Source organism: Amycolatopsis lurida (assembly GCF_900105055.1).
Taxonomy (GTDB): Bacteria; Actinomycetota; Actinomycetes; order Mycobacteriales; family Pseudonocardiaceae; genus Amycolatopsis; species Amycolatopsis lurida.
Map to the genome: position 1 here is coordinate 355,582 of NZ_FNTA01000004.1, position 13,465 is coordinate 369,046.

Consider the following 13,465-nt stretch of genomic DNA (forward strand, 5'->3'; position numbering starts at 1 on the left):
TCAGCGACGGCAGGGGTTGCCCGCCGGATGTGCCGGGGTTCCGTGCACGTCGGCCTGGGACTCCGCGAGCACGATCTTCGCGAGCGCGGTGTCCAGCGCGACGGCCTGCTGCTTCACCACGCCGTTCGCCACGGTCTGGCCGTTGAGCTTCAGCGAACCGATGACCAGCGGGATGGTCAGCGGCGCCGACCCGACGGTGATCGACTCGCCGTTGATCTTCAGCGAGGCGACGTGCGAACTGCCCGCCAGCACCGGCGCGAGCCCGCCCGGCGACGGCTGACAGGTCGCGGTCGCCTGTGACTGGATCACGCCGAGTTCGACGGTCAGCCCGAGCGTGCTGATCACCGTCTTGTCGATCTTGGCCGACGCCAGCGCGCGATCGCCCGCGGCCGGAGCCGCCGACTGGTCGTCCGGCGTGAGATCGGTCGACGCGGTCAGCACCTTGGTGTCGACCTTGATCAGGCCGGCGTTGAGCGTCGCGGCGGCGACGGTGCTGCTGTCGTCGGCACAGGGCAGGTTCGCCGGGTTGGCCCGCGCCGCGGTCACCCCGAGGACGTTCGCCGCGGTGCCGGTGCAGGAGAAGACGCCGTCACGGTCGTCGTCGACGATCGTGCCGACGCCGGTCGCGTCGATGAGGCCGGCGCCCGACGGGGCCGAGAGGTTCACCGTGAACGTCTCGTTCGGCTCGTCGACGGTGTCCGGGTTGACCAGGACGGTCACCGGTCTGGCCGTCTGGCCGGGAGCGAACGTGACCATCCCGCTCGCCGCCGTGTAGTCGGCGGGCGCGGACGCGGTGCCGTTGGCGGTCGCGTACTGGACCGTCACCGGATTCGGGCTGGGGCCGCCGAGCAGCGACACCGTGAACGTCGCCGGCACCTGCGCGCCACCGGAGCCTTCGCCGACGGTCACGTCGTCGATGCTCAAGCCGAGCACGCGCACGGTCGTGGTCTCGATGTACCCTCGCGAAACCCCGTCGACCTGGTAGTCGACGACGCATTGGTAGGTACCGGGAGCGGCACCGGCGGCGGCTTTGATCGTCTCGGTGAACGTGGCCACCCCGCCGCTGGTCACCTTGACGCTGCCCGGATCGTTCGTGGCGGTGAGCTGCGGGTCGCAACTGGTCACCTTCGGGGTCACCGTGACCTCGATGGACTTGATACCGTCCAAAATGGCCTGGGAGACCTGACCGGCCGGGACGTTGTTCAGCAGCACGCCACCCGTGGCCGAGGTGATGGCGGAAGCCTGCCCCGTGGCGTCGAGCGCGCCGACGTTGACGGCGACCACGCGGATCTTCGCCGCCTGCAACGCCGCGATGGTCTGGGCCAGGGTGTGCCCGCCGCTCGGGTCGTGCGACGGCGCGTCGCCGAACCACGCGATGATGCGGGTGCCGTCCGGCCGGAAGGCGACCGCCCCGGTGGCGAGCTGGTAGAGCGCGTTCAAGTTCGCCTCCGGCGTGTCCCCGCCGCCCGAGGCCGCCCATTGGTTGATCCCCGTCTGGACGGCGGTCGTGTCCCCGGTGATGCCCTGATTGACCTTGAACGGCACCGAGTCGGTGAAGTCCTTGTACTCGGCGACACCGAACTGCGCGGTCGGCTGCGCGGCGAGGACGTCGGCGGTGATGGCGCCGGCGTTCGTCCGCACGTTGCCGATCGGCCCGCCCATGCTGCCCGTGGTGTCCGCGAGCAGGACGAGGTCGGGATTCGGCGGCACGGCCGAGGTCGTCACGTTCTTGGTCACGGTCGTGCTCTGCCCCGCGTTCAGGGTGAGATCGAGCGTGGCCGGGTCCACTCCCGGTGGAGCCGCGGCGGCGACCGCGGTGGAGGCGAGCATCGACGAAACGGCGGCCAGGACGGCGAGCAATGGTCTTCGTGACATGGACTTCCCTTTCGAGACCCGGCCGGAGCCGGAATACCTGTGGGCTCCTGAAGAAGACGGAATTTTTCGCATTTCGTTAGCGCGAGAACCGGGCTTCACCCGGAGCGCCCTGTGTCAAGGTTCCCAACGGGGCTGTTACCGAGGGTCCGGGCTACGCGGACCAGGTGCGCATTGCACCGTCCAGCCGAAGGCGCTTCGGCACCTCTCACTCTTCAGTGTGAGAGGTGCCGAAGATTTCGGCGTTTTCCGTGGTCACCGCGCCGGGCAAAAATCCGAATTCACCGGCGAATACTCACCGAATGTCGCAACGGTCGATACCTCGGCGAGACCTCGATCAGTAGACGCACTGGATGATCGCGTCGTCCAAGCGGATGTACTTCGCCGGCCCGCCGTTGTTGCCGTAGATCGGCTGGAGATAGACGGTACCCACGCCGTTCAGATTGAGATTGTTCAGCGTGATGATCTGATAACCCGCCCGGTCGTCGATCCACTTCACCGTGTGGGAGATTTTCCGCCAGCCGACGGGGTCCCAGATCTCGAGGCCGATGTTCGCCCCGCCGCCGACCGGGTCGGCGTGGATCGCGGCGGCGCAATTCGATCGATTCGCCGGGAAACTCGCGAGCGACTTCGCGGTCCTCATCGCCGACCAGCCGTTGTCGGCGAAGAGCCAGCCGTTGTTGTTGCCGGTCCGCGCCACGCCCATGCCGATGTCGAACCACGAATGCCCGTCACCGCCTTGGATTCCCCGCTCCCATACGCCATGGGGATTCGATTCGTAACCGTCGGACCACTGCACGATCCCGGCGTGTGCCGTCCCCGCGACACCCACGAGTGCCATCAAAAACACCGACACGACGGCGAATATCTTCTTGAACACGAGAGTTCCCCCTCTTCGCGTGAATTGAACCCTGCCAGGGGAACAGAGTCCGGAACGCGTGCACAAGGGCCCTTCGCGCGCACAATCGACTGCCTCTCAGGACAGTGCCTAAGCGAGGTCGGCGGGCCGCGTCCGCAGTTTGGCGGCGATCCGCGCCAGCGCATGCTGATCCTCCGCGGTCAACGGGTCGAGAACGAGCTCCCGCACCGAACGGACGTGCGCGGGAGCGGCCGCGACGACCACGTCGTAGCCGTCGTCGGTGAGCACGGCGAGCGTGTACCGGCCGTCTCCGGGATCCGGCGTCCGCTCCACCCAGCCCCGCTGCTCGAAGCGTTTGACCACATTGGACAGACGCGAGAGCGAGCCGTTGGCGAGGTAGGCCAGCTCGCTCATCCGCAGCCGCCGGTCCGGGGCCTCCGAAATATGACTGAGGGTCAGGTACTCGAACAGCGTCAGCCCGGCGTCCTGCTGCAGCGGCGACTCGAGCCGCCCCGGCAGCAAGAGGACCAGGGAGACCAGCCCGGTCCAGGCCTCCTTTTCGGCAGGGGTCAGCCACAACGCGTCGTCGGGGTCCGGGGTGGCCATGGCGGAACCTTACCCAGAGCTCGATCACTTCACACGTAAAGTCAAATCGTGCTACTTTGACTTCAAGCATGAAGTCAACGAGGGGATTCACCATGACCCAGCCGGAGTTCTTCGCCACACCCGGCTACGGCGACCGGCAACTGAAGGTGATGCGCTACAGCCAGGCGGTGCGCGTCGGCGATCGCGTCGAGATCTCGGGGCAGGGCGGCTGGGACGACGACTTGAACTTCCCCGAATCGCTCGAAGAGGAGATCGTCAAGGCCTTCGAGAACGTCGGGCGGACCCTCGCCACGGCGGGCGCCACCTGGCGTGACGTCATCGCCGTGAACTCGTACCACGTCCCGGAAACTCCCGGTTTCCTCGGCGAGACCCACAACCGCGTGATGGTCGAGCAGTTCCGCGAGCACATGGGCGACCGCGCGCCGATCTGGACGGAGATCGGCGTCCCGGCCCTCGGCGCGCCGAAGATGCGGGTCGAGATCAGGGTCACCGCGATCACCGGACGCGCCCACGTGTGAACCCCGCACCCCTTGGGTACTCCCTCACTGCGCCCATGCTCTTGGCCAAGCTGGGAAACCCGCTAAGGAGAACGCGTGGGTATGACGAGAACACGACAGGCTTACGAATTCCCCACCGGCATCGCCCCGCCGCTGGGAGAGGTCCGGGCCTGGCTGCGAGAGCGGCTGAGCGAGGTCGGCCGCGCCACCATCGCGGACACCGAGCTGCTGACCACGGAACTGGTCACCAACGCGCACGAACACGCGGACGGCGTCGCCGAGCTCAGGGTCTCCGTACCCTCGGGCCGGGACGTCGTCCGCGTCGAAGTCGACGACCGCCGACCTCGGCTCCGGCCGTACCGCGTGGCCAAAGCGGATCCGACGAGCCCCCACGGGCGAGGGCTGGCACTGGTCGAGGCGATCAGCGACCGTTGGGGTGTGATCGCCCGCGCGGGACGCAAAACGGTGTGGGCGGAGATCCCGGTGCTCTGACACGATCATCCGGTGACAGCCTCGCGCAGCACCCTGATCGCGCCGATCCCGCGACCGGGTGATCACGTTCGCCTCGTCTCCCCCGCCAGCTTTCCCACCCGCGAGCAGGTCGCCGAAACCGCGGCCGTCCTGGAAAGCTGGGGGCTGGTCGTCGAAATCGGGACGCACGCGCTCGATCGCCGGGGTTACCTGGCAGGCCGGGATGAAGACCGGTTGGCCGATCTCGACGACGCGTTCCGCGATCCGGCCGTCCGCGCCGTGATCGCCACCCGCGGCGGTGCGGGCGCGTACCGCATCGCCGACGATCTCGACTTCGACGCGGTCCGGGCCGACCCCAAGCCGCTGGTCGGCTTCAGCGACATCACCGCCCTCCATCTCGCGCTCTGGCGGCACTGCGGGCTGGCGGGGATCCACGGTTTCGTGGCGGGTTCCCGTTCCGCGGCCGCGACCCGGCGGCTGCTGATGGACGGCGAGCCCGCCATCCTCCACCGCGATCCGCAGGCCATGACCGTCGCGGCCGAAGTGCCCGGCACCGCCACAGGTGACCTCGTCGGCGGGAATCTCGGCACCGTCGCCCACGCGGTCGGCGTCGGCCTGCCTTCGCTGGCAGGCGCCATCCTGTTCCTCGAAGCCGAGCGGACGATCGGCCTCGGGCAGGTCGACCGCCAGCTGACCCAGCTCATCCGGTCCGGCGCGCTCCACGGCGTACGAGGGATCGCGCTCGGCCGGTTTCCCGGCTTCGAGGACTACACCGATCGCGGCTGGACCCTCGTCGACGTCCTCAAGGACCGGGTGGGCGCGCTGGGCGTGCCGGTCCTCGGCGGAATCGACGTCGGACACGGCGCGGACCCGCTTTCCGTTCCGCTGGGACCGCTGGCCGTACTGGACACCGCCGCGGGCACGCTCACCGTCGCCCCGGCGGTCAGCTCACAAGACGCGGATCCACGGCTCCCCCGAGCCAAGCGCGAAGGACTCCGTTGAACAGCTCGGGATCCTCCACATTCCAGATGTGGTGCCTCCCCGGCACGAGCCGCGACCGCGTCTGGGGCGCGGCCCGCGCGATTGCCGCGAGGGATCGTCGCACCGCCGCGGAATCCTTCTCCCCCGCTGTCGCGAGCAGTGGCCCGGTATAGCGGCCCACCTCGGCGGGCACCCCGCCCGCGCACACCTCGGCGGCCATCGCGGACGCGGTTTCGCGGCGCACCGAGAGACCGTGTTCGACATACCGGGCGCGTGCATCTTCGGGAAGCCCGAAGACGGCGGCTTGGGCGCGCCAGTACCAGCGGGCTCGCGAGAATGCCGACTGCACCGCGCAGTACAAGCGCATCCCGGCGCCGGCGGGCGTGAGCGGCGCGCTGGTCAGGAACGCCGAACTCACCCGGTCCGGGTGCCGCGCCAGCACGCGCAAAGCCGTGAGTGCTCCGAGGGAGAGGCCGACGAGATCGAACGGACCGTCGACGCCGTACCCGGTCACTCTCGCGACGACGTCGTCCGCCACCGCGTCCAGGCCCGGCCAGCGCTCGCCGACCCGTTCGCCGAAGCCCGGCAAGTCCGGCGTGAGCACCGTCCGATCGCCGAACGCGGGCAGCTGCGCCTCCCACATCCAGTTCGCGACGTTGCCGCCGTGCAGCAGCACCACCGGCCGCTCCGTCGTGGCCGTCCCGGCGGAATGCACTTCGGGGAACGTGTTCACGCGAGCTCCTTCGCGAGCGCGTCGAGCCAGTCCAGTTCGACGCGCAGGTTCGCGATTCCGTAGTCCAGTGTGGACAGTCGCAGCCTGGCCGCCCGGTCGGGCGCGTCGGCGTCCGCCCGCGTCCGTTCGAATCGCTCCAGCCGCGCCCGGGTCGCCTCGCGGCGGGCAGTCAGGAGGGAGCGGAAGGCGTCGTCGTCGAGATCCGCACCGAAGAACACCCGCGCGAGGAACGGATCGCGTTCGACGTGCCGCTCGGGTTCGCTCGCCAGCCATTCGGCGAGCGCCGTCCGCCCCGCGACGGTGATGCGGTGTTCTTGCCGGTCCGGCGCCCCGGCGCCGGCGACGGTCTCGACCTCGGCGAGCCCGTCCGCGACGAGCCGGGCGAGGGTGCGATAGATCTGCGCCTTGTCCGCCACCCAGAAGTGCCCGACGGTCGATTCGAAATGACGTTTGAGGTCGTAGCCGGTCATGGGCGCGAGAGCGAGCAACCCCAGGATGAGGCGGGAAAGAACCATGTCACTAGTAGACTAGTCACCTATGGGACTTGTCAACTAGGCTAGGCCGAGCGCTGTTCCACAAACAGACGGAGCATCGTTCCGCTTTGTCAAACCCCCTTCGCCCGGGCCGCGAGCGCACGTGCGAGCGAGACCACCTCGGCCGAAAGTCCGGTCCAGTCATCGGAAGCCGTACCGAGGTAGCCCGCTCGCGCCCGCTGGAGCAGCGCGCGGCCGTCGCCGTCGAGCGTCGGCGCGACGGCCGCCGCCGCGGCGTCCTTCGAGACGATCCCGCCCGTCTCGACGGTCACGACGATGCGCGCGAGCGTGAGCAGGACATTGCGTTCGTCGCCTTCGATCTCGGCCAACAGACCGGGAACGACGCCGAGCGCCGAGTGACGGAGCAGCTCCCGCGGCACCGGATCGAGGAGTTCGGCGAGCGCGGGGCCGCGCAGAACGCGATGCGCCGCATGGGCGGTGGCCGCGAGGATCACGACGTCGGGATCCTCCACAGGCCGGGGAAGACGACCTCGCACGAGGTCTTCCCGAAGCCATTCCCCGTACTGGAAATCACGGCGCGACGGCTTGTCCCCGGCGACGATCCCCGTCAGTTCGATCGGACGGCGGTCCGCCGCGTCCGGGAATCGGGCGGCGTGGCCACGCCAACCCGAAAGCCGCACCAGCAGGGACACCAGCGCGGCGCGTTCCGATGCGCCGAGCGAGCGGCGGGTGACCAGCAGCAGATCGATGTCGCTGTCCGGTTTGAGCCCACCCGCCGCGGCGGAACCGTAGAGGTACAACCCGAGGACGCCGCCGGGATCTTCCCGGTCGAGATGGTCCAGCAGAGGCTCGATGCGCATGCCTCAACGATCACGCACTACGCAAGATATTTCCGCGCCCAGTCGGCGAATCCGGTGAGCGGGAGGCCGAGTTCCCGCGCGTATTCCGGACGTCCGGGCTGGCCGACCACGTTCAGCCACTCGTGCGAGGCGCCCATCGGCGGCATCCCGGCGGCGACCGCCTGCTCGACGGTCATGTCCGGTGCCGCCAGCGGGGTGCCCAGCACGCAGGAAAGGACCTCGGCGATCTCCGCCATGGTCAGGAAGTCGCTCGCCAACTCCAGTTCGACCCCGGTGAACCGCTCCGGTTCGGCGATGACCGCGGCGGCCGCGGTGCCGATGTCGTCGACGGCGGCCAGCGACAGTGACGTCGACGGCTTGATGACGCTCACCAGACCGCCGTCCACCCCGCGCGGGAAGAGGAACTTCATGTCGGGCAGGAAGTTCTCCATGAAGAAACCCGGCTTCAGCAGGGTCCACTGAGGAAATCCGGCTTCGCGGAGATGGTCTTGGATCGCGGCTTTGGCATCCAGCGTCGGCTCCATCGACGCCCAGCGCCCCTCGGCCCATCCCTCCGCCTCGACGTGCTGACCGGCGCCCGAAACGGAGGTGTGCACGAACTGCGGCACCCCGGCCGCCTTCGCGCCCTCGATGAGATTGACGCCTTGAGCCACCTCGCCGGCGAAATCGAATCCGTCGGCGTTCATGCCCGGCATCTGTACCGAGAAGACGGCGCGGGCGCCCTTGGCCGCCCGGATCACGGAATCGACGTCGCGGAGGTCGCCGACGACGAGTTCGGCGCCGAGCGCTTCGGCGGCTTTCGCCCTGGCCGGGTCGCGCACCAGCGCTCGGACGGGAACACCGGCCGCGAGCAGGGCACGAGCGGTCGCACCGCCCTGCCTGCCGGTGGCGCCGGTGACCAAAACGGGCGATGGGGACATGGTGACTCCTTCGGTCGACTAAGTGGCGGGGCCCGCCACTTATCGTCCGCTACGATATGGCGGGGCCCACCACTTACGCAAACTCCGAGGTGAAGACATGTCCGACGGCCGGCGTGCCGACGCACGGCGCAACTACGCGCGCATCCTCGCGGTCGCCGAGGAGGAGGTCGCGGCCCACGGCTCCGGCGCCTCCCTGGAGCAGATCGCGCGGACCGCCAACGTCGGCTCGGCGACCGTCCGGCGCCACTTCCCCACCCGGCGGGCACTGCTGGAGGCGGTCTCCGCGAACCGGATCGCGGCGTTGTGCGCCCGCGCCGTCGAACTGACCGGAAAGGACGACAGCCGGAAGGCGCTCCTGACCTGGCTCGACGAGGTCGTCACCTATTGCGTCTCCGCCCGCGGTTTGGCGGCCGCGCTCGCTTACGACGGTCCCCTGGAACACGAGAACTCTTGTTCCGCCGCCATCGAGGAAGCCGGGGATCCGCTCGTGCGACGGGCCGCACAGGACGGCGTGGTGTCTCCGGACGTCACGGTCGCCGATCTGATCACCCTGATCGTCGGCATCGTCCTGGCCACCGAGCACTACCCGGATCCCGCCGCGCAGGCGGACCGCCTGTTCCGGTTGGCCGTCGCGGGTCTGAGCCCCTAGGCATGACAAAGGGCCGGAGCGGTCTCCCGCTCCGGCCCCGAATCACTTCCGGCCTACCGCGTGCGGCGGCCCGACGAGACCACCGCGGGCACCGGCCCGCCGGTGATCACGAACTGCGACCCCGGCTCACGGACGATGTCGCCGTTCGCGGAGTTCGTGATCGTCACTTTCGTCAAGGTCGCACTACCGCGGGCGCCGCTCATCGCGAGGATGCCCGCTCCGTTGTTCGACTTGTCGATCTTGACGCCGCTGAGGGCCGCGGTCACGACGCCGCCGCCGGTCTTGAACTGGACACCGTCGTAGGTCGAATCGTGGATCTCCGTGTCCCGCAGGACCACCCCGGGGATGTCCTTGCCCTGCGCGAAGAACGTGATCGCGCCGAACTCCTGCTGTTCGCCCCAGAACACACCACCGCAGCGGTACAGGGCGTTGTTCGCGATGAGCGTCTCCCCGGAGAACGGCAGCGGGTCGTGATCCGTCGCCAGCATGATGCCCGGGTAGTTCATCGTGTCGTGGACGACGTTGTTCTCGATCTTGTTGCCGTAGCCGCCGTAGATCGCGATCCCGTTGGCACGCCACGGGAGCTGGATCGTGTTGTTGGCGAACACGTTGTCGTGCGCGATGTCCTGCGACGGATCCTTCACGTACTGGTTCGCCCACACCGCGAGCGAATCGTCACCGGTGGTGCGGAACGACGAGTTGAACACCTTCGAGTTCCGGGTGCCGTTGGTGAAGTTGATGCCGTCGGCGTAGGTGTTCCGGATCCGCATGCCGCTGAACTCGAGGCCGTCACCGGGGCCCCAGAGCGCAGGCAGGTTGCTGTAGTCCCGGCCGACCCACACACCGACGTTGGCGTGCTCGATCCACACGTTGGAGATCTTCGTGCCGGTACCGAAGCGGCCGTTGAGACCGACACCGCCTTCCGCGCCGCCGTCGCCGCCGCGGATCCGGCCGGAACCGAAGATGGCGATATCGGAGATCTGCGTGTTCTTGTCGATGTCGAACCCGAAATTGCCCTCGTGCGGATGGTTGATGCCGCCCGCGTTCTGCGGCTCGATCTGCGAGTACAGCTGCGAATGCCACATGCCCGCACCGCGGATCGTCACGTGGGAGATACCGATCTGGTTGTACTGGCCGCCGCCGTTGGGCACGTTCGGGTCGTCGGTCAGGATCTTCTTCTCCTGCCGCCATTGCCCCGCCGGGATCCAGACACAGCCGATCACGCCGTTCTGGTCGTCGGTCACCGCGCGCTGGATCGCCGCCGAGTCGTCGTTCCCGTCGTTCGGCACGGCGCCGTACTCCGTGATCGACACGCAGTTCGCGGGCTTCTCCGACGCGGGAGCGACCTGTTCCAGATCGATGAGGTCGACGATGTAGAACGTCGCGTTGTCACCGCTGTCCCGTTGCAGCTTGAACTTCGTGCCCGGTGGATACGACTGCGCCAGCAGCGCGTGCGACTCGTCGAACAACCGGCGCGCGTTGGCCTGCGGGGTGTTGGTCAGGCCTTCGGGATCGTCGGTGCTGCCATAGAGCCAGCTGTGCTTCGACGACAGCGTCAGCTTCTGCGCGAAAGTCCCGTTGACGTACAGGCTGAGTGTCGCGTCCTGCCCACCACCACCGGGGGCGTCGGGAATGGAGTTGCGCACGACGATCGAGTTCGCCTGGTTCGCCGACGTGAACTCCACGTACTGGCCCTGATTCGCCAGCCGCACGGACTTGCGGCCCGAGGATTCGGTCGCGAAGTTCGTGTGGCCGAAGGTGCGAAGCGGGTCGGCTTCCAGCAGCTGTCCTTGGTACTGCGCGGCTTCCGCCTCGTATTCGACATACGGGACCGCCGCGCCGCGGCCCACGACGATGGCCCGCGAGAGGCTGTTGTTGGACTCGTTGGTCTCCGTCACCGTACCGTTCGCGTCGGCCGTCGCGGTGAGGGTCGCCCCACCGTCGACGGCGGTCCACGTGCCCGAGATCGCGACGTTCACGGTGGCGCCCGCCTCGATCGCCCCGGTGGTGCCGGTCAGCGTGGTGCCGCCGACCGCCAGCCGGGTCACCGAAGCGCCCGCGCCGCTCGTGCCGCGGTTGCGCACCGCGACGGTGAAGGACACCGCGGCACCGGCCGCCGGATTGGGTGGGTTCGAGGTGACGCCGGTGACCTCGAGGTCGGGCCCCGGCGACTGGGCGATCACCAGCGGCATCGGTGAGGTGTAGGTGTTGTTCGTTTCGTCCTGCTCGGCCACCTTGCCCGCCGGGTCGGCGGTGGCGGCCACGGTGTACGTGCCCTGCGGACGCGTTCCCGCGTCGACGGTGACCGTGGCGGACTCGCCGGCGGCGAGCGCCCCGACCGGTGCGTCACCGGCGACGGTGCCGCCGAGGCTGACGTTCACGGTGGTGGCGGCCGCGTTCGCGGTGCCGGTGTTCTTCACCGTCGCCGACACGGCGAGCCTGCTGGTCTCCGTCGGGTTCGACGGCGTCCAGGTCGTGCCGGTGACGACGAGGTCCGGGTTCGGCGCGGGAGTGCCGATCACCTGGAATTCCGCGACCTGACCGCCGGGGGCACCCGAGTTGGCGAAGAACTGCAGGCGTACCTCCGCGGCGCGTCCGCTGACCGGGATGACCACCGAATTCCGGTGGCCGGCCGGGTCGAAGCGGTGGTCCGCTCGCGGCGACAGCGCGGTGAACGCGGTGGACCCCTGCGGACGACCGAGGACCTCGAAGTTCTGTGTCCGCGCGCCCCAGATCGCGTCCGGGTTGAGCTTCACCACGACCGAGTCGACGTCCGCGTCGACCCCGAGCTTCACCGTCAGCGCGTTCGGGTAGCCCGCGGCGGATTCCCAGTACGTGGCGGTGTTGTTGTCGTTGGCGTTGGCCGCGACGAACGCATGCACCGTCGACGTGGCCTCGATCGGTTTGCCCGCAGCCAGGTTCGCGCCCGCGCTCGTCCCGGAGCGCACGACGTGGTTGCTGTCGCCGGATTCGTTGCCCGCCACGTCCTTGGCGCGCACGAAGTACTCGACCCGGGTCCCCGTGGGCCTGGACTCGGTGAAGGTGGTGCCGGTGATCGTGGTGACCGGCGTCCCGTCGCGATAGACGGTGTAGCCGGAGACACCGACGTTGTCCGCCGAGGGCGACCACGTCAACCGGATCTGGCCGGCGGTGGGCTCGGTCAGCGCGAGATTCGCCGGCGCGCTCGGGGCCTGCGTGTCGCCGGTGTCCGGCCCGTACAGCTCGAATTCCGCGAGCTGCGCGGCGGGCCACCTCGAGTTCGCGGTGACCTGCAGCCGCACGTAGCGGGCCGACGCGGTCATCGGGATGGTGACGGTGTTGGTTCCGGGAGCGAACGCGTAACCGGTCGGCGCGGCGAGGTCGGTGAACGCCGTGCCGTCGGTGCTTCCGCGCACGGCCAGCGTCTGGGTGCGGGATTCCCAGCCCGCGGGCAGTTTCAGCATGATCCGCGAGAGGGATTTCGCCGTGCCGAGGTCGGCCTGGATCCACTGCGGGAACGCGTTGCCGGCCGATTCCCAGTAGCTCTCCTGATTCCCGTCGACGGCGTTCGCGACGGGATAACCGGGCAGCGCGCTGCTCGCCGACACCGTGCGGGTCAATGGCACTTCGGCGAGCGCCGCCGGAACAGGGTCGGGAGGTGGCCCGCTCGCGGCGGAAGCGAGGGAGAGTCCGGCGACGGAAAGCCCCGAGACCAGGAGACCGGCGATGAGCCGGGACAGGCGCATACGTGTCATGGCGTCTTCTCTTCTTTGAGACGGCGGGGAGGGAGCCAGAGCCGTACGAGCATGCAACAACCCGGAGACAAAACGCAAGAAGTTGACATCTTTCAGAAATTTCTCGACTGCCATCTGCGAGCGCCCGGCCTGGCAGCGACTGCGCTTACGCACGTACGCCCAGTTTCACCGCTTTTGTTTCCTGCGAACGAATACAAGATCGAGTATTCCGTGAATACGGAGTACAGCTGTACACTCAAATCCAGGCTAGCCGCGTGGAGGTCGATCCCTGATGGACGTTACGAAAACCCTGAGGTCCGCACTCACCGGGACGACGAACGAGTCGAGGTCCGCGGTCCGGGAGCTGCGACGGGAGACCGAAGACCTCGTGGCGCGCCGCGCCGGCCGGGCGGCGAACCGGCTGACCGAACTGGGCGAGCGGCTCGCCGATCTCGTCCTGATCTCCGGCAGCAGGCTCGCGGGCCTCGCCGAGCGGCACAACGTGGCCGCGGGTGAGGGAGTGCGCCGGGAGGCGGACCGGATCGGCGAGTCGGTCGAGCGTTTGTCCGCCACGCTTTCGGAGCGGACGATCCTGCTCGCCGAGGAACTGCTCGACGCCAGGCCCCGTCGTCGATGACCGCGAGATAACTTCCGAAGTACGTGAAGGCCCCCTTCATTGCGTCTAGCGCAGTGAAGGGGGCCTTCACGTACTTCAGGGGCTCCCCCGTGACACATCGGTGCCATCGGCACTCTCGTGCCGAAAGTGCAGGTCCGGTGCCGCCCGGCGCGGTCTTCTCCCGTCTTTAGTCG

Annotated in this window: 13 protein-coding genes; 5 read left to right on the forward strand and 8 right to left on the reverse strand. The window is 68.7% G+C overall.

What is annotated here, in order from left to right; translation table 11 throughout:
* The 3 genes from BLW75_RS06910 to BLW75_RS06920 all read right to left on the reverse strand — a co-directional run bounded on the left by BLW75_RS06910 (nucleotide 1) and on the right by BLW75_RS06920 (nucleotide 3,337).
* On the reverse strand, nucleotides 1–1,875 hold the full coding sequence (locus tag BLW75_RS06910) for a Calx-beta domain-containing protein (RefSeq protein WP_034316558.1): 1,875 nt from the start codon (nucleotides 1,873–1,875) through the stop codon (nucleotides 1–3).
* 334 nt (nucleotides 1,876–2,209) lie between these two features.
* Complete coding sequence (locus BLW75_RS06915) at nucleotides 2,210–2,752, reverse strand: hypothetical protein (protein WP_034316560.1); 543 nt, start codon at nucleotides 2,750–2,752, stop codon at nucleotides 2,210–2,212.
* A gap of 108 nt (nucleotides 2,753–2,860) precedes the next feature.
* Nucleotides 2,861–3,337, reverse strand: coding sequence for a MarR family winged helix-turn-helix transcriptional regulator (locus tag BLW75_RS06920; protein WP_034316561.1), 477 nt, complete (start codon nucleotides 3,335–3,337; stop codon nucleotides 2,861–2,863).
* Nucleotides 3,338–3,429: 92 nt separating this feature from the next.
* Between BLW75_RS06920 and BLW75_RS06925 the strand changes: the two genes are divergently transcribed.
* The 3 genes from BLW75_RS06925 to BLW75_RS06935 all read left to right on the forward strand — a co-directional run bounded on the left by BLW75_RS06925 (nucleotide 3,430) and on the right by BLW75_RS06935 (nucleotide 5,307).
* The gene (locus BLW75_RS06925) at nucleotides 3,430–3,855 is read left to right on the forward strand and encodes a Rid family hydrolase (protein ID WP_091596985.1); all 426 of its coding nucleotides are present in this window, start codon (nucleotides 3,430–3,432) and stop codon (nucleotides 3,853–3,855) included.
* Between the two features lie 81 nt (nucleotides 3,856–3,936).
* The gene (locus BLW75_RS06930) at nucleotides 3,937–4,326 is read left to right on the forward strand and encodes an ATP-binding protein (RefSeq protein ID WP_241783825.1); all 390 of its coding nucleotides are present in this window, start codon (nucleotides 3,937–3,939) and stop codon (nucleotides 4,324–4,326) included.
* Between the two features lie 12 nt (nucleotides 4,327–4,338).
* On the forward strand, nucleotides 4,339–5,307 hold the full coding sequence (locus tag BLW75_RS06935; protein ID WP_244175779.1) for a S66 peptidase family protein: 969 nt from the start codon (nucleotides 4,339–4,341) through the stop codon (nucleotides 5,305–5,307).
* Here the strand turns inward: BLW75_RS06935 and BLW75_RS06940 are convergent.
* The 4 genes from BLW75_RS06940 to BLW75_RS06955 form a co-directional block, all read right to left on the reverse strand.
* Nucleotides 5,249–6,019 carry an alpha/beta fold hydrolase gene (locus BLW75_RS06940; protein ID WP_034306932.1) on the reverse strand — a complete coding sequence of 257 codons (771 nt, stop codon included), beginning with the start codon at nucleotides 6,017–6,019 and terminating at the stop codon, nucleotides 5,249–5,251. The two genes, BLW75_RS06935 and BLW75_RS06940, sit on opposite strands and share 59 nt — an antisense overlap.
* Nucleotides 6,016–6,534, reverse strand: coding sequence for a PadR family transcriptional regulator (locus tag BLW75_RS06945; protein ID WP_034306934.1), 519 nt, complete (start codon nucleotides 6,532–6,534; stop codon nucleotides 6,016–6,018). Before BLW75_RS06945 ends, BLW75_RS06940 begins: the two co-directional genes overlap by 4 nt.
* A gap of 89 nt (nucleotides 6,535–6,623) precedes the next feature.
* The gene (locus BLW75_RS06950; protein WP_091596989.1) at nucleotides 6,624–7,373 is read right to left on the reverse strand and encodes an aminoglycoside adenylyltransferase domain-containing protein; all 750 of its coding nucleotides are present in this window, start codon (nucleotides 7,371–7,373) and stop codon (nucleotides 6,624–6,626) included.
* 17 nt (nucleotides 7,374–7,390) lie between these two features.
* Nucleotides 7,391–8,293, reverse strand: coding sequence for an NmrA/HSCARG family protein (locus BLW75_RS06955; RefSeq protein ID WP_034306937.1), 903 nt, complete (start codon nucleotides 8,291–8,293; stop codon nucleotides 7,391–7,393).
* A 97-nt stretch (nucleotides 8,294–8,390) separates the two neighbouring features.
* On the opposite strand from BLW75_RS06955, the gene BLW75_RS06960 reads away from it, so the two are divergent.
* Nucleotides 8,391–8,942: a TetR/AcrR family transcriptional regulator gene (locus BLW75_RS06960; RefSeq protein ID WP_034306939.1), complete on the forward strand. Its 552-nt coding sequence runs from the start codon at nucleotides 8,391–8,393 to the stop codon at nucleotides 8,940–8,942.
* A gap of 53 nt (nucleotides 8,943–8,995) precedes the next feature.
* Here BLW75_RS06960 and BLW75_RS06965 read toward each other — a convergent pair whose 3' ends face one another.
* A complete protein-coding gene (locus tag BLW75_RS06965; protein WP_034306941.1) occupies nucleotides 8,996–12,676 on the reverse strand; it encodes a CARDB domain-containing protein in 3,681 nt (1,226 codons plus the stop codon).
* A 271-nt stretch (nucleotides 12,677–12,947) separates the two neighbouring features.
* On the opposite strand from BLW75_RS06965, the gene BLW75_RS06970 reads away from it, so the two are divergent.
* Complete coding sequence (locus BLW75_RS06970; protein ID WP_034306944.1) at nucleotides 12,948–13,292, forward strand: hypothetical protein; 345 nt, start codon at nucleotides 12,948–12,950, stop codon at nucleotides 13,290–13,292.
* Nucleotides 13,293–13,465: the final 173 nt, after the last annotated feature.

Bases quoted from the DNA above. Each gene is read 5' to 3' on its own strand.
- BLW75_RS06910 (WP_034316558.1), bottom strand. From the start codon at position 1,875: ATGTCACGAAGACCATTGCTCGCCGTCCTGGCCGCCGTTTCGTCGATG.
- BLW75_RS06920 (WP_034316561.1), bottom strand. From the start codon at position 3,337: ATGGCCACCCCGGACCCCGACGACGCGTTGTGGCTGACCCCTGCCGAA.
- BLW75_RS06925 (WP_091596985.1), top strand. From the start codon at position 3,430: ATGACCCAGCCGGAGTTCTTCGCCACACCCGGCTACGGCGACCGGCAA.
- BLW75_RS06930 (WP_241783825.1), top strand. From the start codon at position 3,937: ATGACGAGAACACGACAGGCTTACGAATTCCCCACCGGCATCGCCCCG.
- BLW75_RS06945 (WP_034306934.1), bottom strand. From the start codon at position 6,534: ATGGTTCTTTCCCGCCTCATCCTGGGGTTGCTCGCTCTCGCGCCCATG.
- BLW75_RS06950 (WP_091596989.1), bottom strand. From the start codon at position 7,373: ATGCGCATCGAGCCTCTGCTGGACCATCTCGACCGGGAAGATCCCGGC.
- BLW75_RS06955 (WP_034306937.1), bottom strand. From the start codon at position 8,293: ATGTCCCCATCGCCCGTTTTGGTCACCGGCGCCACCGGCAGGCAGGGC.
- BLW75_RS06960 (WP_034306939.1), top strand. From the start codon at position 8,391: ATGTCCGACGGCCGGCGTGCCGACGCACGGCGCAACTACGCGCGCATC.
- BLW75_RS06965 (WP_034306941.1), bottom strand. From the start codon at position 12,676: ATGACACGTATGCGCCTGTCCCGGCTCATCGCCGGTCTCCTGGTCTCG.
- BLW75_RS06970 (WP_034306944.1), top strand. From the start codon at position 12,948: ATGGACGTTACGAAAACCCTGAGGTCCGCACTCACCGGGACGACGAAC.